Consider the following 20131-nt stretch of genomic DNA (forward strand, 5'->3'; position numbering starts at 1 on the left):
GTTATTTCTCCCGAGGGTTGACGATATGAGCCGGCACCTGGAGCACCAGCCAGGCGCCGCAGGCAATCAGCAGGGCCAGGGCGTAGAGGGCCAGGCTGGCGCTTTGGGTGGCGTCGCGCACCACGCCGATCAGGTAAGGGGCAAGGAACGCGGCGACGCTGCCGAAGGAACTGATCAGGGCGATACCCGCGGCCTGGGTGCTGCTGGCGAGAAAGGCCGGCGGCAGTTGCCAGAACATCGGCAAGGCGGCGCTGGCGCCCATGCCCGCCACCAGCAGGCCGAACATCACCAGCCAGGGGTTGTCCGGGGCCAGCCCGGTGAGGATCAGCCCCAGGCTGGACATCAGCAGCGGCACCCCCAGGTGCCAGCGGCGTTCGCGCAGGCGGTCCGAGGAGCGGCCGACGCCGAGCATGAACAGGCAGCCTGCCAGGTAGGGCAGGGCACTGAGCAGGCCGACATTGCTGTCCCGGGCGATGCCGGCGTGGTGGATCAGGGTCGGCATCCAGAAGGCGATGGTGTTCACCGCCAGCATCACCGCGAAGTAGATGCACACCAGCAGCCAGACGTGGCGGTCCCTGAGGATGCCGCTGAAACGGGTGATGGACTTGTGCTGTTCTTCCTGTTGCAGGGCCTGCAGCAGCCAGGTCTTCTGCGCCAGGGTCAGCCAGCCCACCTGTTCGATGCTTTCCGGCAGGGCCTTGAGCACCACCAGGCCCAGCAGCACCACCGGCAGGCCTTCGATGAGGAACATCCACTGCCAGCCGCGCAGGCCGCCGAAGTCGTGGAAGCTTTCCAGGATCCACCCGGAGAGGGGGCCGCCAATGACTCCGGCCATGGGCACGGCGATGGCGAACAGGGCGGTGACCTGGCCGCGGCGGCTGGCCGGGAACCAGCGGTTGAGCAGCACCAGGATGCCGGGGAAGAAGCCGGCCTCGGCGACCCCCAGCAGAAAGCGCAAAACATAGAAGCCCCAGGCGCTGTCCACCAGCATCAGGGCGCTGGACAGCAGGCCCCAGACCAGCATCAGGAAGGCGATCCAGCGCCGTGGGCCGACCCGGTCCAGGGCCAGGTTGCTGGGCACCCCGAACAGCGCGTAGGCGACGAAGAACAGCCCGGCACCCAGGCCATAGACGCTGTCGCTGAAGCCCAGGTCCTGGGTCATCTGCAGCTTGGCGAAACCGATGTTGATGCGGTCCAGGTGAGCAAAGATGTAGCAGACGAACAACAGCGGCATCAGCCGCCAGGTGATCTTGCGATAGCAGTCATCGACCTCGGCGACCGGCGCCGTGGCAAGGGTTGAGTGGGGCATGGCAATGATCTCGTTATTGTTCTTGTGTGGGTGGCCGGCCTGCAGGAGCCGGCTTGCCGGCGAAGGCGGATCCGGGGCTGGCACAAGGCCTGAGGGCCGCTTCGCTGGCGAGCCGGTTCCTACCGGCGGCTACCCTCAGGCTTGTCCGCGCAGGAACTCGTGCACGTTGTTGTGCTTGAAGTTCAGCTCGGCATCCAGCTCGCTCATTTCGAACGACAGGGCCAAGAGGCGCTGGCCCTGAAGCTCGGCGAAGTGCGCCTTGATGATCTCGAACAGGCCTTCGGCGACCTGGCGTCGTGTGGCCAGGTCGCGGCCGGCTCCCACTTGCAGGCGCATGTGGACGAAGGCGTAGTCGTGCTTGCCGTCGGCCATGCGCCAGGTGTCCAGGCGCACCCCGCGGCTGCGGATGCCTCCCAGGGGGAACACGCCAGTGGCGCCCAGGTAGTCATGGACCTTTTCGAACAGCCCCGGCAGGTCGGCGGCCTGTTCGATGTTGTCGGTGTATTCAGCGATGAAATGCGGCATGGGGAACTCCTTCGCAAGTGGCCGGCGGGAACCCGGCCGCTTGCGAGTCAGGGTGGCAGCTGGGCCTAGACAGGGAAGATGGCGTTGATCTGGCCGGTGCCGGAGCTGCCGAACAGCGGAGTGACGATTTCCGCTGGGCGGTTGTATTCAGGCCCGCCCAACAGCCCCAGGAGCATGGCCGTATCGTGCATTCCGCCCTCGCCATGACAGCTGCTGGCGTAGTCCGGGAGCATGGCGCAGAACTCGCGGAAGCGGCCCTGCTGCCACAGCTCCACCACCCGCTGGTCCACCTGCTTGTCGAATTCCCGGGTCCAGTTGTGGATGTTGGCCTCGGCCTCGCGGTCGTTGGAGAAACGGTGGGAGAGGGAGCCCGACGCCAGCACCAGGACCTTGCGATCGCTCTTCTCGATGGCCCGGCGCACCGCGGCGCCAAAGGTGAAGCTGTCTTCGAGGCGGTGCCAGGCGCACCAGGCGGCGATGGACACCACCTTCAAGTGCTCGGCAGCGGGCACGTCCATGTGCATGTAGCGCATGGGCACCAGGGTGCCGTACTCCAGTTCCAGGCTGGGAATGTTGTGGGCCAGGGTGCGCACGTCGGCGGCATTGGCCTCGGCGGCGATCAGCTCACCCAGCTCCGGGCAGCCCTGGTAGTCGTAGGTCATGTTCTTGATGAAGTGCGGCAGCTCGTTGCTGGTGTAGGTGCCGTTGAACGCCTCGCCGCAGTTGATGTGGTACCCGCTGTTGACCAGCCAGTGCACATCGAACACCACTGCGGTGTCTGCCCCCAGCTCCCGGGCCCGGCGGGCGATCTCCTTGTGCCCGGCAATAGCCGCCTCACGGCAGCCGTGGTGTTTGCCCGGCAGTTCGGACAGGTACATCGATGGTACGTGGCAGACCTTGGCGGCCATGACGACTTCGCCCATGGTGCTTCTCCTGAAACATCTTCTTGTTGGGGTGATCCGGGACGGTTCTGAACCTTACACGCCCCAGCGCGGTATGTGGTGGCTGCCCATGGAGAGGCAGACGTTCTTGATCTCGGCAAAGACCTCGAAGCTGTATTCGCCGCCTTCGCGACCGGTGCCCGAACCCTTGATGCCGCCGAAGGGCTGGCGCAGGTCGCGCACGTTCTGGCTGTTGATGAACACCATGCCGGCCTCGATGCCACGGGCCAGGCGATGGGCCTTGCCGATGTCCTGGGTCCAGATGTAGGAGGCCAGGCCGTACTCGGTGTCGTTGGCCAGTTGCAGGGCCTGGGCCTCGTCCTTGAACGGGATCAGGCACACCACCGGGCCGAAGATCTCTTCCTGGGCGATGCGCATCTGGTTGTCCACGTCGGCGAACACCGTGGGCTGGATGAACTGCCCGCGGGCCAGGTGCGCCGGCAGGTTGGCCGGGCGTTCCAGGCCGCCGGCCAGCAGGGTCGCGCCTTCTTCCAGGCCGATGCGGATATAGCCGGTGACCTTGTCGTAGTGGGCCTGGGTGATCATCGAGCCGACCTGGGTCTTGGGGTCCTGCGGGTCACCGACGATCAGGCGCCTGGCCCGGGCGGCGAACTCCTTGACGAACTGCGGGTAGACGCTTTCCTGGATGAAGATCCGGCTGCCGGCGGTGCAGCGCTCGCCGTTCAGGGAAAAGATGGTGAACAGCGCGGCGTCCAGGGCCCGTTCCAGGTCGGCGTCCTCGAAGATCAGCACCGGCGACTTGCCGCCCAGTTCCATGGAGTACTTCTTCAGGCCCGCGGTCTGCATGATCTTCTTGCCGGTGGCGGTGCCGCCGGTGAAGGAAATCGCCCGCACGTCCGGGTGGCGTACCAGGGCATCGCCGGCGGTGGCACCGTAGCCCTGGACGATGTTCAGCACCCCGGCGGGAATCCCGGCTTCCACCGCCAGCCGGCCCAGCTCATTGGCGGTCAGCGGCGACAGTTCGCTCATCTTCAGCACCGCGGTATTGCCCAGGGCCAGGCACGGCGCGGTCTTCCAGGTGGCGGTCATGAACGGCACGTTCCATGGCGACACCAGGGCGCAGACGCCCACCGGCTGGTACAGGGTGTAGTTGAGCATCTGGTCGTCCACCGGATAGCTGTGGCCATCCATGCGGGTGCAGACCTCGGCGAAGAAATCGAAGTTGTGGGAGGCCCGGGGAATCAGCACGTTGCGGGTCTGGTGGATCGGCAGGCCGGTGTCCAGGGTTTCCAGCTCCGCCAGGTGCGGCACGTTCTCTTCGATCAGCGCACCCAGGCGGCGCATCAGCCGGGCGCGCACCGATGCCGGGGTATTGGCCCATTTCGGAAAGGCGTCCTTGGCCGCCGCTACCGCCTGGGCGATTTCCTCGGCGCCGCCGCTGGCCACCTCGCCAATGGCTTCACCGGTGGCGGGGTTGTAGTTGGTGAACACTTCGCGGCTTTCGACTTCGCGGCCGTTGATCCAGTGCTTGATCATTTATGCGTGCTCCTTGGCCACGGCAGTGGGCTCCGGGTGGGCGTGATGGGTGAAGAATTCGCTTTCGCTGACGATGCGGTTGACCAGCCGGCCGATGCCTTCGATTTCCACCACCACCTCATCGCCGGGCACCACGTCGGACAGGCCTTCGGGGGTGCCGGTGGCGATCATGTCCCCCGGTTGCAGGGTCATGAAGCCGGACAGGTATTCGATGAGGTAGGGGATGTCGAAGATCATGTCGGCGGTGCTGCCTTGCTGGCGCAACTCGCCGTTGACCCAGGTGCGCAGGGTCAGGTTGTTGGGTTCGGGTACCTGGGCCGCGTCGATGATCCACGGGCCTACCGGGGTGGTGGCATCGCGGTTCTTCACCCGCAGGTTGGGCCGGTAGTAGTTCTCCAGATAGTCGCGGATCGCATAGTCGTTGCACAGGGTGTAGCCGGCCAGGTAGTCCAGGGCATCCTCGCGCTTGACGTTGCGCGCGGTCTTGCCGATCACCGCCACCAGCTCGCACTCGTAGTGCATGTAGGCGACGTTGTCCGGGCGCCAGGTCACCTGTTTGTGGCCGGTGTAGGTGCCGGGAGACTTGATGAACACCAGCGGTTCGGTGGGCGGCTTGAAGGCCAGCTCGGCGGCGTGGTCGGCATAGTTCAGGCCCAGGGCGAACATGGTCCCGGTGGCCGGCGGCAGCCACTGCACCTGGTCTTCGGCCAGGACCCGGCCGTCTTCCAGTTGCAGGGTGTTGGGGCCGGTGACCAGGGCCTGGTGGACCTGGCCCTGATAACGAATGCGTGCATGTTTCATGTCGGTTCCTTATTCGGCCACGATGGTGTTGGCGAGGCGGCCCAGGCCGCTGATCTGCACTTCGACCCGATCGCCGGGGCGTACATCGACCCGGCCTTCCGGAGTGCCGGTGATCAGCACGTCACCGGGGTGCAGGGTCATGAACTCGCTGATCTCGGCAATCAGCTGGGGAATGCTGCGCACCAGGTTGGCGGTGCTGTTGTGCTGCACCCGCTCGCCGTTGACCCACAGCTCCAGGCTCAGGGCATGGGGGTCGGCCACCTCGGCGGCCGGTACCAGTTCCGGGCCCAGGGCGCAGAAGCCGTCCCGGCACTTGGCCTTGACCGCGGGGCGGTAGTAGCTGTCTTCCGGCAGGCTGAATTCGTTGGCGATGGTGTAGCCGGCCACGTGTTCCAGGGCGTCTTCCAGGCGCACCCGGCTGGCGCGCTTGCCGATCACCACGCCCAGGGCCGGGCCGGGCTGCAGGCGCTCTACACCTTGGGGAAACACCACCGGCGCCTCATGGCTGTTGCGGGTGTTGGGGGTCTTGATGAACAGCACCGGCTTCACCGGCGGCTTCTGGTAGGGCGGCTGGGTGAAGCTCTGCAGATGGCTCTGCAGCAACCCCTGGTAGTTCAGCGCAACGCCGAACAGGGTGCCGCCGGCGTGATCGTTCAGTGCACGGCTCATCGGGCTCTCCTGGTGTCCGTACCCGTAGCGGCTTGCCGCTGGCGGGTCGATTTCGTTAATGTGTTAACGTTATATTTAATATGTTAACGATCGTCAAGCGATGGACTGCCCGCTTCCATCCTGCAGTGGCGGGCAAGCCGCGAATCACGCAGGATGCGCAGGGTCCGCGTGGATCAAAATAAAAAACAGAAGGGCGCCATGAACCCACGCCAACCGATTCCCAACATCAACATCGGCCAGGTCTACGACCAGCGTTACGCCGATGCCCAGGTGCACTACGACAAGCTCAGCAACCTGGCCGGCTTCTTCGGTCGCAACATGCCGGTGCATCGCCACGACCGTTTCTTCCAGGTGCATTACGTGCAGAGCGGCGCGGTGCGGGTCTACCTCGACGATCAGCAGTATCTGGAGTCGGGGCCGATGTTCTTCCTGACCCCGCCGACCATTCCCCACGCCTTCGTCACCGAGGCCGACAGCGAAGGCCATGTGCTGACCGTGCGCCAGCAACTGGTGTGGGAGTTGATCGGCGCCGACCCGGCACTGGCCCCGGCGCCCCAGGTGCCGCCGGTGTGCGTGGCCCTGGCGCGCCTGGGGCCGCAGTTCGCCGGCGAAGTACGACGCCTGGAGGGCCTGTTCCATGAATTGCAGCGGGAGATTGCCGGGCAGGGCCCGGGGCGCGAGCCGGCGCTGGAAGCCCTGACCCGGCTGCTGATGATCAGCCTGCTGCGGTTGTCGGCCAACTCCCTGACGGCGCGCCCGGCACGCCATGAAGACCTGCAGATCTTCCACCGCTTCAACGAGCTGATCGAGGCCCGCTACCTGGAGCACTGGCCCCTGGGCCGCTACGCCAGCAGCCTGGGAGTGACCGAGGCGCGCCTCAATGATGTCTGCCGGCGCATCGCCGACCTGCCGTCCAAGCGCCTGGTGCATGAACGGGTGATGCAGGAGTCCAAGCGCCTGCTGCTGTTCACCGGCAGCTCGATCAACGAAATCTGCTACCAGCTGGGCTTCAAGGACCCGGCCTATTTCAGCCGGTTTTTCCAGCGTTACGCCAAGACCGCGCCGGGGGAATACCGCTTGCGCCAGGGGCAGGCGCCTGCCCCTGGCGCAAATGCGCCGGGTGCCTGATCCCTGGGGCAGGGCTGATGCCATGGAGCCGCGCCCAGGCAACTGACCCTGGCGGTATTCGCCGTCTGGCGGGCGTGGCAGAATCCGCGCCTTTGCCCGACAAGGAGCGTCGTCATGCTGCGTACCGTTGTGTTGCCCCTGCTGGTGCTTGGCGCCTTGCCGTGCCTGGCCCGGGAGCTGCCGGAGCTGACGCCGCTGTGGTTGCAACAGGAGGGCTGGATCGGCGCGTGCGACAACCGCCGCGACTGCCAACTGCTCTACGCGCCGAACATCGACTTTGCCGAGCGGGTCAACCACCTGACCCTGAAAGTCCGCAGCCAGGCCGGCCCCGAAGGCCTGTTGCAACTGCAACTGGAGCACCAGGGCGCGCCATTGGAACTTGGTGCATTGCGCCTGGATGGCCAGCCGCTGGAGCCCGGCTTGCTGGCGGCGCTGGTCCAGGAAGTGGAAGCCCCCGACAGCACCCGTGAACAACAGTACTACCGGGTTGATGACCAGCCCCTGGCCCGCCTGAGCCCCGGCATCAGGTGCAAGCTTCGCCTTGAAGCGCGTTGCTCGGTTGCGCCGGTGCCGTGCCCAGCAACAGGTCCGCGGCCTTTTCGCCGATCATGATTGCCGCCGCATTGGTGTTGCCGGTGATCAGGCTCGGCATGATCGAGGCGTCCGCCACCCGCAGCCCCTGGAGGCCGTGGACCCGCAACTGGTCGTCCACCACCGCCAGTTCGTCGTGGCCCATCTTGCAGCTGCCCACCGGGTGAAACACCGTGCCCAGGTGCTGGCGGATCCATTGCTCGATCTGCTCCTGGCTCTGCACCTGCGGGCCGGGTACCAGCTCGCCCTTGAGGCGTTGGGAGAAGGCCCGGGTCGCTGCCAGCTGGCGCACCAGGCGCAAGCCGGCCACCAGCTTGCGCAGGTCTTCGGGGTGGCTGAGGAAGTTGGCGTCGATCAGCGGCTTGTCGTGCGGGTCGGCGGAATTCAGGCGCACCCGGCCGCGGCTCTGCGGGTGCATCACCGCCACATGCAGGCTGATGCCGTGGCCCACGGGGATCAGGCGCTGGGGCTGGTTCTTCAGGGCCGGGGCGACGATCAGCCCCAGTTCCGGCACCGGGTCCTCGGGCGCAAGGCGCAGGAAGGCTCCGGACTCGACGGTATTGGAGGTCAGCGGGCCCTGGCGCCGGGTCAGGTACTGCCAGGGTGAGCGGGCCAGGGGCAGCAGGCCCTTGGCGGAAATGCCGTAGCCCAGCTCGGGGTCGCTGCGGTACATCAGCACGATGTCCTGGTGATCCTGCAGGTTGAGCCCGACCCCTGGCAGCGGGTGGCGGGAAACGATCCCGTGGCGCGCAAGCTCCTCGGCCGGGCCGATGCCGGACAGCAACAGCAGTTGCGGCGAGTTGATCGCCCCGGCGCACAGGATCACTTCCCGGCGTGCCTGCAGTTGCCAGACCCGGCCGTCCTGGCTGATTTCCACACCGCTGGCACGAGTGCCTTGCAGCAACACCCGGTGGGTCAGGGTACTGCTCAGTACCGTCAGGTTCTGCCGGTGCAGGATCGGGTGCAGGAAGGCCCGTGCCGCGCTGCAGCGCTCGCCGTTGATCTGGGTGACATGGAAGGGCCCGAAGCCTTCCTGCTCCGGGCCATTGAAGTCCGGGTTGTAGCTCCAGCCCAGCTCGGTGGCGGCCTGGTAGAACACCTGATTGACCGGGCTCGGGCTGCGCTGCTCGGCGACGTTGAGCTCGCCGTGCTGGCCGTGCCACGGCGAGGTGCCGGGTTCGAAATGCTCCGAGCGCTTGAAGTAGGGCAGCAGTTCGTCATGGCTCCAGCCCTGGTTGCCGGCGGCGGCCCAGCGGTCGAAGTCCAGGCGATGGCCGCGGATATAGATCATGCCGTTGATCGCGCTGGAGCCGCCCCAGACCCGACCCCGGGGGCAGGGGATCGGCACGTCGCCACTGCTGGCCTGTGGGCTGAACTGGTGCATCCAGTTCCAGCGCGGGTTGGCGATCAGGCGGATGATCCCCGCCGGAGTGCGCACATAGGCGGCGGGCAGCAAGGTGCGGTCACTGGGCCCGGCTTCGATCAGGCACACCTGGACCTTGGGATCGGCGGACAGCCGGTTGGCCAGCACGCAACCGGCGGAGCCGGCGCCCACCACTATGTAGTCGAAGGTCTGCGTGGTTGTTTCACTCATCGGAGGTACCTCGTTGGCAGTCACAGAAATCCATCTCACAGCCCCAGCAGCGAGCCGACGTCGAGGGTCACTTGCAGGCCGACGACAAAGCCGTTGCCGCTCAGCTCGCGGGCTTCGGGGTTGTAGAAGTTGTCCGGGTTGACCAGGTACTGGACGCTGGGCTCCAGGGCCAGTTGCCGGGTCAGGGCGATATGGGCGTTGGCTTCCAGTGCGTAGACATTGCGTTCGCCCAGGCGCGGGTCGCCGCCGTTGGCGATGCGGGCCTGCTGCTGGAAGCGCAGCTGGTGGTCGTTGAGGCGCAGGTAGCTGGCCTTGAGGTTGAGCTTGTCCTGGGGCCGGTCGAAGGGCGCGAGGTAGGTCAGCCCGGCCTCGGCGAACTGGCTGAAGGGCTGCTTGTCATCGGCCGCCGCCGACAGCGAACCGAACAGCAGCAGGGCCTGGGGCGCACTGCCGGTACCGGCGTCGGCACGCCACAGTGCCTGCTGGAACTTGAAGAAGGCACCGCCGGTGCCGAAGTCCATGGCCCCGGTCAGCGGGTCCACCTGCTTGGAGGTGTTGTAGTAGCCGTTGAGCTCGTAGTGGGAGCTGTAGGCATCGCGGTTCTGGCTGCCGATGCCCAGCAGCAGGCTGGTGCCGCTGGCGTCGTCGGTACTGAAATCCAGGCCCTTGCGCTCCTTCAGGTAGTCCACCGGGTTGGACTCGAAGGCGCCGCCATGCACGTACCACTGGGGCGTCAGCTGGTATTTCAGGTAGCCGCCCCAACTGCCGTAGGGCGGCGGCAGGATGCCGGTGGAAGAGTCGATGATCGGGTCGTTGCAGGTCACCGTGCTTTCGCAGTTGTAGATATAGAAGTAGCGCCGGGCGTTGGTCCGCCCCAGGCTCAGGTCGACCCGGCCGTCGAGCCAGGTCTGCTGGTAGGTCAGCAGGCTCAACTGGTTGCTGGTGAGGTCGTTGTGGATCGGCGCGCCGCCGAAGTAGCTGCCGGCGGCGCCCTGCCAGTTGCGCGAGGTGGGCACGCCGGTCTCGTGGTCGAGGATGAACAGCGTCTGCTCGAAGTGCAGGGTCGCGCCGTCGAGGCCGGCGAAGGTCCCCAGATCGATATCGGCGCCGACGAACAGGTCGCCGCTGTTGCCGAAACTGTGGGGCCGGGGGCCCGTGTCCAGGTTCTTCATGGCCAGGCTGAGGAACTGCACATGGGGCGTGATGCCACGGTCGGCCAGGTAGTCCCCCAGGCCGGACAGCGGGCCGGTACGCGGCGTGGGCGGCGTCTGGGCAAGGCAATCAAGGGGCAGCAGCAAGGCGGCCAGCAGCGGGCACAGCGCATAGGTTGCATTCATGTCGGGTACTCGATTCTTGTTGTTTTTGTCTTGAGTGTCGGTTGCACATCGTTTGTTCAGGCATCGGCCAGGGCCGGGGTCGGGTTGACCAGCACCTTGATCTGGCTCTTGTCTTGCAACAGCGCCTGGAAGCCTTGCTCCACCGCCTGTTCCAGGGCCAGGCAGCGGGTGACCGCCCGGCTCAGGTCCAGGCGCCCGCTGGCCAGCAGCTGGATCAGTTCGGGGTAGACGTGGCGGTAGCCGACGCTGCCGAGCAGGCGCAACTCGTTGTTCACCAGGTGGAAGGCATCGAACTGCACGTCGCCCATCAAGCCCACCAGCACCGCTTCGCCGCCCTTGCGCAGGCAGTGCAGGGCATGGCTCAGGGTCTGCTGGCTGCCGGCGGCCTCAAAGGCGCTGTCGATACCACCGGCGCTCAGCTGCCGCAGGCGTGCCTGCAGTTGCGGGTCGGCGCCGTCCAGGGCCTCAGAGGCGCCGAACTCCAGGGCCAGGCGCCGGCGCTCGGGGTCCAGGTCCACGGCGTAGATCCGTTCCACCCCTCGCAACCGTGCCAGTAGCACCAGCAGCAGGCCGATGGGCCCCAGGCCGAACACCGCGCAACTGTCGCCGGCCATCAGGCTGCTCTGGTTCAAGGCGTGGTAGGCCACCGCTGCCGGCTCCAGCACGGCCGCCTGCTTGAAGCTGACGCTGTCCGGCAGCAGGTGCAGCATGTAGGCCGGTACCACCGCCTGTTCGGCAAAGCCGCCGTCGCCCATCAGGCCGATAAAGCCCATGGATTCACAGAGGTTGTACTGGCCCATCTGGCAGTACGAGCACTCGCCGCAGCGGTATTCGGGTTCCACCGCCACCCGCTGGCCCAATAGCCGTGCATCCACGCCCGGGCCCAAGGCTACTACCTGGCCGCAGAACTCGTGGCCCAGGGTCAGCGGTGCCCGGCAACCGGACAGCGGGTGAGCCACCTGCTGAGGTATGGAGTGAGGGCCGTCGGCGTACTCATGCAGGTCGCTGCCGCAGATGCCGCAGTAGGCGACTTGCAGCAACACCTCGCCGGGGCCGGGCTGGCGCGGTTCCAGCTGAGTCAGGCGCAGGTCGCGGGCGGCATGCCATTGCAGTGCTTTGATCATGGGTTTCCTTCCAGGCTCGGGCTGGGTGCAGGGTTGGGGCCGGGGTGCCGGCGTTGTTGGCGGGCCAGTACCGCTGGGGCGGTTTCCTTGAGGAACAGGGCCAGCACGGCGGCCAGCAATGCGCCGCCGCAGGACATCCACATGACGATCGACAGGCCGAAGCGGTCGGCGGCGAAGCCGGCAATGGTCGGAGCGATGAAGCCGCCCACCAACTCGCCGATGCCCATGATCATGCCCAGGGCCGTGGCCATGACTTCGCGGGGCACGGTTTCCGCGGGGATGGTGGCCATGAACAGGGTGAAGCAGCCCAGGCCGGTGTAGGTCAGCAGCATCAGCACCCCGAGCATCCAGGGCGACGAGGCGTAGAGCAGGGCGATGGGACAGCAAGCGGCAATCAGCGAGAACAGCACCAGGGTCGGGCGCCGGCCGAGGCGATCGGAGATTGCCGGCACGCCGAAGCCCCAGAGCACCCAGGCGCCTCCCAGGCAGCTCATCACCGTGCCCATGCTGGCCGGGCTGTAGTCGCGAACCTTGACCAGGAAGGTCGGGGTGAAGGAAATCAGGATGATGAACCAGGTCAGGAACACGCAGCTGATGAGGGTGCAGAGCACGATGTTGCGGCTCTTGAGCAGGGCCAGGCGATGGCTGCCACCCGGGCTGGACGGGGTGTGCGCTCGCGGTTCGTGTCGCGGTGGGTCGGGCTGCACGTAGCGCCAGATCAGCAGGGCGATCAGTAGCCCGGGAATCAGCGAAATGATGAAGGCGTGGCGCCAGCCGTAGGCTTCGGCCAGGGCGATCAGCACCGGCGGGCCGATCACCGCGCCCAACAGGCCCGCCGCCGACCCTTGCAGCAGGCCCATGTTCAGGCCCCGGCGATGGGGCGAGGAGGCTTCCACCATCAGCGACTGGGAGAGCGGCAGGATCGGCCCCTCGGCCAGCCCCATGATGGCGCGGAACAGCAAAAGGCTGAGAAAGCCGGTGACCAGCCCGGACAGCGCCGAGCACAGGGAAAACAGGATCACCGCGACGATCAGCAACGGCTTGCGCACGCCCCGGCGGTCCGACCAGGCACCCACCAGGGCCCCGGACACCGCCCAGGCCAGGGCCAGGATCGACGACAGCATGCCCAGGTGGCTGTTGCTCAGTTGCAACTCGTCAGCCATGAAGGGGAACAGGAAGGACAGCGCCAGACGATCGAAAAAGACGAAACCGAAGGTCAGGAACAGCACCCCCAGCAAGGTGTTCTCGTAACCGGCCTTGTTGTTTTTATAAGCCATGGTGGTTCTCCGAAGGAGGCGTGGGCAGCGCAGGTCAGCGGAACAGGGTGTCGATATGGGCGGCGCCCAGGCCGATCTTTTCGTAGTGGGCGCGGCACATGGCGATGTAGGAGTGCACGTCGAAGTAGCCGTCGGGCTCGCCCTGTTCGTCGAGCCAGATCAGCGGGCCCTTGACGATGAAGAACACCCGCATCGGCTGCTCATGCTCATAGGCCACCAGGGTGTGGCCTTCGCCCGGGGTCTCGTAGACGAAGTCCCCGGCGGTGGCGGTCCACTCGTGCTCCAGGTAGCCCCATTTGCCGGACAGGGTGTAGGCGAAGACTTCGTGGGGGTGGTAGTGGCGGTTCACCAGCCCGGCGCTGCGGGCCAGGAGAATGTCGCACCAGCGGTTTTCGCTGGGGGAGATCCACAGTGGCCGTGAGGACACGGTCTCGGTGAAGGGCACGTACAGGCTCAGGTCGTCGCTGGCGGCGTCGGGCAGGTAGACCTCCGGCTTGGCGTCGGGCTTGAAGCAGTTGGCGATCGGTTGCAGGTCTTTCCAGAATTCACGGTGGGCGGCTTCGGGCATGGTGGGCCTCGGTTGTTGTTATGGGAGGAGCCTGGGCAGCCGGGCAGGGCGGCCATGGGGGTACGGCGCAGACTTTAGGTCGGGAGCGGGGCAAGGGTTTGCACGGATCGGACTGGTTGTTTGTCTGTTTCGGACGGCTTTTTTCCTACGGCCGATAGAGAGCCGATGACGCACTCAAAGCGACCGGGCCCCACTGCGTTTCAAGTTGACAGGCTATATAGTTCAGATGTTAATGAATGGCCGCAGCCCGCAGTGCCTGCGGCCCCAGGTGTCCGGACACTGCCTTGCCGTCCGGGGAACATCCCGCCGCCATGAGAAGAACAACAATGTCTCCATGCGCCTTGCTCGAAACCCGGCATGCCAGCACCCAGGCCGTCGACCTGGACCAACGCCTGGCCTTCTGGGAGGACTACAACGCCAGCACCCTGGTGGGGCTCAAGTGCAACTCCTACGCCGAGGGCGGTTTCGCCGCCAGCCAGGACAACCTGCAATTGAGCGCCATGCGCCTGGCCCGCATCGTCGGCAACGAACACGTGGTGGAGCGCGACACCTCGATGATCCGCGGCGTTCCCAAGGAGTCGATCTTCGTGTCCCTGGTCACCGGCAGCGGCTCGTTCTTCTACCAGGATGGCGCCTGCCAGGTGCTGGAGCCGGGGGAGCTGGTGGTCTACCGCACCGACAAGCCCTATCTGTTCGGCTTTTCCGGGGCCATGCGCCAGTTCATCTTCGACATTCCCCAGCAGCAGTTCGCCGAACGCTGCCTGAAACGCTTCGACCGGCCTTTGCGGATCAGCGTCGAAAGCGGGGTCCAGCGCCTGTTGCTGCGCACCCTGGGCGAACGTACCCGGGGCTTTTTCCAGCAACCCCTGTGCGCCGAGGCCGAGGCTTATCAGGAGCAGGCCTTCGAGCTTCTGGCCAGCATCATTGCCGGGCATGTGGGGGAACGGCCAATCAACGCCCTGAGCGCCTCCTACCTGCTGGCGGCCAAGCAATGCATCCATGAACAGCTGGCCGACCCGACCCTGAGCTGCGAGCGGGTGGCGGCCCAGACCGGCATTTCCACCCGGCACCTGGCCCGGCTGTTCGCCCTGGAAGAAACGCTACCCAGCCGCTTCATCCTGGAAAAACGCCTGCAACAGGCCCGTCAACTGCTGTGCAGCAGCCAGGGAGCGGGCCTGGATATCAGCGAGATCGCCTACCGGCACGGCTTTGCCAGCCAGGCGCATTTTGCCCGGGCCTTCAAGAGCCGCTTCCAGCAAACTCCCAGTGAGGCACGCGCCCTGGGGTTAGCCGCAACCCTGGCAAGCCCGGCAGCCGAAAGCGTCGGTCACGCCTGTGGCGACAATCTCCGGGGCCTGGAGCAAGGCAACTGACCCACCCGGGCCACACTGTTGCAGCAAGTAGCCCAGGGGAGCGGGGGAAGGATGGCCGGTTGGGCAGAGCGGCGTTCCGCTGGCTGGAGCCCGGGCTCCGGGGAACGCCGTTGGTGGATGCCGCCGCTCGGGTGGCGGGGCTTGCCCGTTCCGGCACCAGAGCGGGGGTCAGCGCCCGGCAGCCTCCATGGCTTGGGCTTGAAGGTCGAGCAACTGGCGTTGAAAGGTCACGAATGGCTCCTTGGGCTGTTGCAGGCGTACGAACTCCAGCATCGGGTCGGCGACGGCGGTGCGGATTCCCGACAGCGCCTCCAGGGTGGCCAGCCCGCAAAACGGTACGTAGGCCTCGGAGTAGCCGCCTTCATGCACCAGCACCAGGCGCCCTCGGCACAGGCGCTCGGCAGCATCCTTCAGGCACTGGGTCATCTCGCGGAACGAGTCACTGTGCAGCAGCATCCGCGCCAGGGGGTCCACGGCGTTGGCGTCATAGCCACAGGCGACAATGATCAGTTCCGGCTCGAAGCGCTCCAGGGCCGGTATCACGATGCGCTGCATGGCGTACAGGTAGGCGTCGTGGCCACTGCCCGGCAGCAGCGGGATATTGATGTTGCAGCCCAGGCCGGCGCCGCGCCCGCGGTCCTGTTCACCGCCATAGCCCGGAGGGAAGCAACCGTCCTGGTGCAGGGACAGGGTCAGCACGTCGGCCCGCTCCTCGAAGATCGACTGGGTGCCGTTGCCGTGGTGCACGTCCCAGTCGATGACCGCTACCTTGCCCAGTCCATGACGGGCCTTGGCGGCCTCGATGGCGATGGCGATGTTGGCCAGGAAACAGAAGCCCATGGCCTGGTCGCGGGTGCAGTGGTGTCCCGGTGGACGGGACAGGGAATAGGCGTTATCGGCTTCGCCGCTGAGCACGGCGTCCACGGCGGCCATGGCCAGCCCGGCGGACAGCTGGGCGATTTCATAGCTGCCCGGGCCCACCGGCGCCTCGTCGCCGAGGTGACCGCCACCAGCGTCGCTCAAGGCCTTGAAACGCTGCAGGTAGGCAGCACTGTGGACCCGCAGCAGGTCGTCTTCGGTGGCCGCTGCGGCGCTGCGCAGGTGCAACTGTCGGGTCAGGCCGGAGACATCCATCAGGCTTTTCAAACGGCGTTTGGTTTCCGGTGATTCGGCGTGCCCGGCGGCGGCTGGCGGCTGTACCCAGCCCCCCACCGGCAGGGTCAGGACGTGGGGGCCGCCGCTATGCCACAGGCTGAGTTCGTCGAAGAAAAACGCGCTTTTACAGGTCATGGTGATATCCATTTTTCAGGGTGGAATTTACAACGCGACAGCGGCTGGCCCAGGCCCTCGGTGCCAGGGGCACCAGGGCACCGAGAGCGTTAGCGTGCAGGCCGGCAACTGAGTACCAGGGCCATGGACAGCAGGGTGATTGCGGCGCCCGCCAGCAGCAGCCCGCGGAAGCCGCCGCTGCCTTCGATCAGCCGCCCGGCGATGGTCGGGCCTATGGCCAGGCCGGCGCTGATCACCAGGTTGGAGGCGTTCATCAGGCGGCCGCTGCGGTCCATTTCGGCCATGCGCGCGAGGATCAGCGGCAGGATGAAGGTCCAGGTGAACTTGAACACCAGCGCCGCCAGGGCAAAACGCGCCAGTTGCGGCTGGCCCAGAAGCAGCAGCACCGAGCCGGCCATCAGGCCGTAGCCCAGCAGGAGCAGGGCGCTACGGGGCAGGCGATCGCCGAACAGGGTGGCGCACAGGGCGCCGGCAATGCCCATCAGGGTGGCGATGGCCAGCACGTCGCCGCTGGTCTGTGCCGAAAGGCCGGACTGGCCACCGATGGCGCCGATGAAGGTCCAGACCCCGCTGAGGCTGATGTAGAAGGTCAGGATGCCGAGAATCCCCAGGGTGGCCTTGGCCCTGGAAACCGGCGGGGCCTTGGCTTCATGGCTGGCGGACTTCGCCGCGCCCGCTGGAAAGCTGCGAGCCAGGGGCAGGCACAGCAGCATCAGCAGCGCCATGATCAGGTAGCAGGCACCCAGGCCGAAGCGCTCGAAGAGCATGGGCAGCAGGCTCAGGCCGATGGCCCCCAGCACCAGCTGGCCCATCACCCAGAAGCCGTAGGCGCGACTGGGGTTGGGGCTGGCGGCGGCGCTGGCCAGGCAGATGATCATCAGCGAGCCGCCGGCCAGGGCACTGCACGAGCGTGCGATCAGCAGCAGCGAATAGTCGTTGGCGAGCATCGACAGCAGGTTGGCGAGAATGAACAGCAGGGCGCTGCACAGCGCCGCGCGGCGCCAGTCGATGTGTTTCAGCCACCAGATGGCGGGCAGGGTGGCCAGGCTCATGGCCCCCAGCTCGGCGGAAAACAGGTCGCCGATCTGGGAGGGGCTCAGTTGCCACTGGCTGGCCAGTTGCGCGGCAATGGCCGGGGCCGTCAGCAGCACCGCGGGGGTGATGGCGGCGAACAGCACGATGGCCGCCTGGAGCCCGAGGGGCTGGCGGGTGATCGGCGGGTTCTGGCTCAAGGCGGGGTTCTGGGTGTTCATGGACAGGCTCCTAAGGCAAGGGGGTCAGAACACATGGACCAGGCGCAGCAGGGCGTCGGTGCCGGCAAAGCCGTTCTGGGTGGCGACGTTCTGCGACAGGCCGAACATCAGCTGGTTCTGCTTGTCCAGCCAGTGGCCGAGCTCGAACCCGACCTGGGTGTAGCGCTTGTGGGTGTCGTCGATGCGCCGGTCGTTGATCCGCAGTTCGCCGCCATCGGCGTGGATCAGGCGCAGGGCACCATAGGTGGCGGGGGTGAAGTCGTAAGAGGCGAAGGCCTGCAGGCGGTAGAGCGGGTCCTGCTTGAGGTCGCTGCCGAAGTAGTCGTCGTTGGTGCCATAGAGCTGGGCTTCCAGGTTGGCCTCCAGCACCCACTTTTCCCCCAGGCCCTGGGTGTAGTTGTAGACAAAGGTCGCGCCCCAGCGGTTGGCCCCGGGGGAGACGTCGGGGTTGCGCCCGTGGTACTCGCCCACGGGCAGCGTGATCAGGGTCAGCAGGCCGCTGTAGGTGCGGGTTTGCGGCTGGTTGATGAAGAACAGCGTGCCGCCCACCTGGGGGTCGCCAAAGCCGCTTTCGCCGGTGTGGCGTTCGGCGCCGGGCAGGCGCGCGTCGATATCGGCGAAGGGCACGATGAACTGCGGGGTACAGAGGGTGCCGCACAGGTCGCTGAAGAACACTTGGCGGTAGGCCATGGCATTGACTCGCAGCTCGGCCTTGCCCGTGCTGTCGGCCGGGCCGTGGAAATCACCGGCGCGGGTGGCGGGCAGGTACAGCACGCCCAGGCTGGTGCCCGCTGGGGCGGCGAAGAAGTCCCGGGCATTGAGGTCGGCGGCGTTCAGTGAAAGGCTGGCCAGGGTAGCCGTCAGGGCCAGGGTGATGCGGGGCACGGGCGTGGTCATGGGCGGTGCGTCTCTTGTTGGAGTTGTTGTTCGGCGAACGGCTCGCCGGCACACGGCAGGGGCTGGAAAAAGGGCAAAGGCTGCCCGTGGCCGTCACATTCGACGGCACTGATCAAGGGTGGTCAGGGGGCGGAATCAGCCGGGAGGGGCATGCAGCAACTGGGCGATGCGGGCCTTGTCCTTGACCCCGAGCTTGCTGTAGATGGCCCGAATGTGATGGCGCACGGTGTTGGGCGACATGCCCAGGTCCCGGGCCACTTCCTTGTAGGTCTTGCCTTCGCCGAAGCACTGGGCGACGGCATTTTCCCGTGGGCTGAGCCGGGGCAGCAGGTTGCGGCTGCGGGCCGCCAGGAGGCAGAGGTCGCCTACCGCCGAGGATTCCACCTGCAGGGACTTGCCTTCGAAGCCGCCGGGGTCCAGCGCCATGGGCAGTTGCGGGCCGCTCCACTGCGGCCATTCATGCAGCAGCAGGTCGACGAAGCCGCGTTCGGCGCATTGCAGCACGCCGCGCTGGTCGCACACGGCCAGGGCCAGGTTGCGCGGGCCGGTGAGTTTCTCGCGCATGGCCACCAGGGTGCGGATCTGGTTGGCCGACACTGCGGCCACCAGGTGCAGCATCAGGTTGTTCAGCAGGTGGCAGTCGCCCTGGTTGAAGCGCGGCGCTCCCGGGGCGCGGTACAGCGCCAGGTGATTGTTCAGGTGGGTGTGGGGGTCGATGTGCACCACGCACAGCAGTTCGCCGATGTTGTACTGGCGGCCCAGCCAGTTGAGGCCGGGACCGTTGTCCGGATCGGCCATGTCGACGATCACCGCCCGGCCCGGCACCTCGTGGACCCGGCTCACCGTGACATCGATGTGGCGGATCGATTGCCAGTCCGGCAGGTAGCTCGGTGGCAGGCGGTACAGGTAGCAGCTGTGTTCATCCGGCAGGCCATCCACCAGTGCGGCACGGCCCCACCAGGCGCTGTCGAAGGGCAGGAGCCTGCTGATGCGCGCCAGTGCATGCTGGTGCAGGTTTTCGATGTCCCTGTTCTGCGCCAGTTGCTGCAGTTCAAGGGTCAGTTCGCTGAAGGCCTGCAACAGGCTGGCCGGGGCACGCTCGGGGTGGTTCATGGGTCTGTACCTCTGTGCGACGTTGTTATTGTTTTCGTCACGGAAGGGGTTTGGGACCGGTACGTCAGGGGACGTGGGCAGGGCCTGGTTCGAGTATCGATGGCTTGGAAGAGCCGCGCCATCCTACAGATGCAGGAGGTGGCCCTTGGCCCGGATGCCGGCGGGCATCCAGGCGCGGGAAATGACGGCCAGGAGGGAAGGGTTCAGGCCGCCCGGCAAGGGTGGGCCAGGCGATGGAAGCAACGGCTGAAGTACACCAGTGAGTCGCCGTGCTCCAGCACGCCGATTTCATCCAGTTCCACCAGCATTACCGAGTGCGTGCCGATTTCCTGGACCTCGGTGATGCGCCCCTGCAGGCTGGCCAGGGCGCCCTCCAGCACCGGCAGGGCCTGCAGGCCGTCGCGCCAGCGGTGCAGGCCGAAGCGCTGGTCCATGGCCACGCCGGTCATGCCGGCAAAGTGCCGGGCCACTTCTTCGTGTTCGCCGCTGAGGACGTTGACGCACAACCGCCCGTTGCCCTTGAACACCGGGTTCAGGGCGCTGTTGCGGTTGACGCAGACCATCAGGGTCGGCGGGCTGTCGGTGACCGAGCAGACCGCCGTGGCGGTGATGCCGCAGCGGCCGGCGGGGCCGTTGCTGGTGATGACGTTGACCGCTGCGGTCATGTGCGCCATGGCGTTGCGAAAGGCGAGTTGCTTGGGATCGAGTACAGACATGACGAATTCCTCGTGGACGCAGGGCATTGCGCTGCAGGAGCCGGCTTGCCGACGAAGGGGCCTGGGGCCTTGTGGCGCTCTGGCGGGCGTTTTCGCTGGCAAGCCAGCGCCTGCACAAGCCCGCTCCT

At 66.5% G+C, this 20131-nt stretch carries 19 protein-coding genes; 3 read left to right on the plus strand and 16 right to left on the minus strand.

The genetic code is table 11. From position 1 onward, the window contains the following. Position 1 precedes the first annotated feature (1 nt). The 6 genes from BM382_RS01665 to BM382_RS01690 all read right to left on the minus strand — a co-directional run bounded on the left by BM382_RS01665 (position 2) and on the right by BM382_RS01690 (position 5742). Positions 2-1309: an MFS transporter gene (locus tag BM382_RS01665; RefSeq protein WP_072442428.1), complete on the minus strand. Its 1308-nt coding sequence runs from the start codon at positions 1307-1309 to the stop codon at positions 2-4. A 135-nt stretch (positions 1310-1444) separates the two neighbouring features. After that, entirely contained in the window at positions 1445-1834 is a 390-nt protein-coding gene (locus tag BM382_RS01670; protein ID WP_011061656.1) for a 5-carboxymethyl-2-hydroxymuconate Delta-isomerase, read from the minus strand. 65 nt (positions 1835-1899) lie between these two features. After that, positions 1900-2757 carry a 3,4-dihydroxyphenylacetate 2,3-dioxygenase gene (gene hpaD / locus BM382_RS01675; RefSeq protein ID WP_041118526.1) on the minus strand — a complete coding sequence of 286 codons (858 nt, stop codon included), beginning with the start codon at positions 2755-2757 and terminating at the stop codon, positions 1900-1902. A 54-nt stretch (positions 2758-2811) separates the two neighbouring features. Continuing rightward, complete coding sequence (gene hpaE / locus BM382_RS01680) at positions 2812-4272, minus strand: 5-carboxymethyl-2-hydroxymuconate semialdehyde dehydrogenase (RefSeq protein WP_011061654.1); 1461 nt, start codon at positions 4270-4272, stop codon at positions 2812-2814. Next, the gene (locus tag BM382_RS01685) at positions 4273-5073 is read right to left on the minus strand and encodes a fumarylacetoacetate hydrolase family protein (protein WP_019095470.1); all 801 of its coding nucleotides are present in this window, start codon (positions 5071-5073) and stop codon (positions 4273-4275) included. It abuts the gene before it with no gap. Between the two features lie 9 nt (positions 5074-5082). Continuing rightward, entirely contained in the window at positions 5083-5742 is a 660-nt protein-coding gene (locus BM382_RS01690; RefSeq protein WP_019095471.1) for a fumarylacetoacetate hydrolase family protein, read from the minus strand. A 198-nt stretch (positions 5743-5940) separates the two neighbouring features. Here BM382_RS01690 and hpaA point away from each other — a divergent pair, with 198 nt between their 5' ends. Continuing rightward, the gene (gene hpaA / locus BM382_RS01695; protein WP_011061651.1) at positions 5941-6870 is read left to right on the plus strand and encodes a 4-hydroxyphenylacetate catabolism regulatory protein HpaA; all 930 of its coding nucleotides are present in this window, start codon (positions 5941-5943) and stop codon (positions 6868-6870) included. Positions 6871-6984: 114 nt separating this feature from the next. Beyond that, a complete protein-coding gene (locus tag BM382_RS01700; protein ID WP_239690382.1) occupies positions 6985-7482 on the plus strand; it encodes a hypothetical protein in 498 nt (165 codons plus the stop codon). On the opposite strand, the gene BM382_RS01705 is transcribed toward BM382_RS01700, so the two are convergent. From BM382_RS01705 to BM382_RS01725, 5 genes are read right to left on the minus strand one after another with little or no spacing between them, the layout of a single operon-like run. Beyond that, positions 7394-9055, minus strand: a complete 1662-nt coding sequence (locus BM382_RS01705) for a GMC family oxidoreductase (RefSeq protein ID WP_072441603.1) — start codon at positions 9053-9055, stop codon at positions 7394-7396. The genes BM382_RS01700 and BM382_RS01705 overlap by 89 nt on opposite strands. A gap of 35 nt (positions 9056-9090) precedes the next feature. Continuing rightward, positions 9091-10392, minus strand: coding sequence for a carbohydrate porin (locus BM382_RS01710; RefSeq protein WP_011061648.1), 1302 nt, complete (start codon positions 10390-10392; stop codon positions 9091-9093). Positions 10393-10448: 56 nt separating this feature from the next. Then, entirely contained in the window at positions 10449-11513 is a 1065-nt protein-coding gene (locus tag BM382_RS01715; RefSeq protein ID WP_092137437.1) for a 2,3-butanediol dehydrogenase, read from the minus strand. Beyond that, positions 11513-12793: an MFS transporter gene (locus tag BM382_RS01720; protein WP_011061646.1), complete on the minus strand. Its 1281-nt coding sequence runs from the start codon at positions 12791-12793 to the stop codon at positions 11513-11515. The genes BM382_RS01715 and BM382_RS01720 overlap by 1 nt, the downstream gene beginning before the upstream one ends. A 34-nt stretch (positions 12794-12827) precedes the next feature. Beyond that, positions 12828-13361 (minus strand): 2,4'-dihydroxyacetophenone dioxygenase family protein, encoded by a 534-nt coding sequence (locus BM382_RS01725; protein ID WP_011061645.1) that lies wholly within the window; start codon positions 13359-13361, stop codon positions 12828-12830. Positions 13362-13687: 326 nt separating this feature from the next. Between BM382_RS01725 and BM382_RS01730 the strand changes: the two genes are divergently transcribed. After that, entirely contained in the window at positions 13688-14734 is a 1047-nt protein-coding gene (locus tag BM382_RS01730) for a helix-turn-helix domain-containing protein (protein WP_019095477.1), read from the plus strand. Positions 14735-14902: 168 nt separating this feature from the next. Here the strand turns inward: BM382_RS01730 and BM382_RS01735 are convergent, their stop codons facing one another. The 5 genes from BM382_RS01735 to hpaC all read right to left on the minus strand — a co-directional run bounded on the left by BM382_RS01735 (position 14903) and on the right by hpaC (position 20003). Next, entirely contained in the window at positions 14903-16024 is a 1122-nt protein-coding gene (locus tag BM382_RS01735) for a class II histone deacetylase (RefSeq protein ID WP_026020252.1), read from the minus strand. A gap of 89 nt (positions 16025-16113) precedes the next feature. Beyond that, positions 16114-17277 carry an MFS transporter gene (locus BM382_RS01740; protein WP_072441609.1) on the minus strand — a complete coding sequence of 388 codons (1164 nt, stop codon included), beginning with the start codon at positions 17275-17277 and terminating at the stop codon, positions 16114-16116. A gap of 24 nt (positions 17278-17301) precedes the next feature. Next, a complete protein-coding gene (locus tag BM382_RS01745) occupies positions 17302-18174 on the minus strand; it encodes a transporter (RefSeq protein ID WP_015635863.1) in 873 nt (290 codons plus the stop codon). Between the two features lie 135 nt (positions 18175-18309). Beyond that, the gene (locus BM382_RS01750; RefSeq protein ID WP_011061640.1) at positions 18310-19287 is read right to left on the minus strand and encodes a helix-turn-helix transcriptional regulator; all 978 of its coding nucleotides are present in this window, start codon (positions 19285-19287) and stop codon (positions 18310-18312) included. Between the two features lie 203 nt (positions 19288-19490). After that, positions 19491-20003, minus strand: a complete 513-nt coding sequence (gene hpaC, locus BM382_RS01755; RefSeq protein WP_072441612.1) for a 4-hydroxyphenylacetate 3-monooxygenase, reductase component — start codon at positions 20001-20003, stop codon at positions 19491-19493. Between the last annotated feature and the right edge of the window lie 128 nt (positions 20004-20131).

Source organism: Pseudomonas sp. NFPP25 (genome assembly GCF_900116505.1).
GTDB lineage: Bacteria > Pseudomonadota > Gammaproteobacteria > Pseudomonadales > Pseudomonadaceae > Aquipseudomonas > Aquipseudomonas protegens.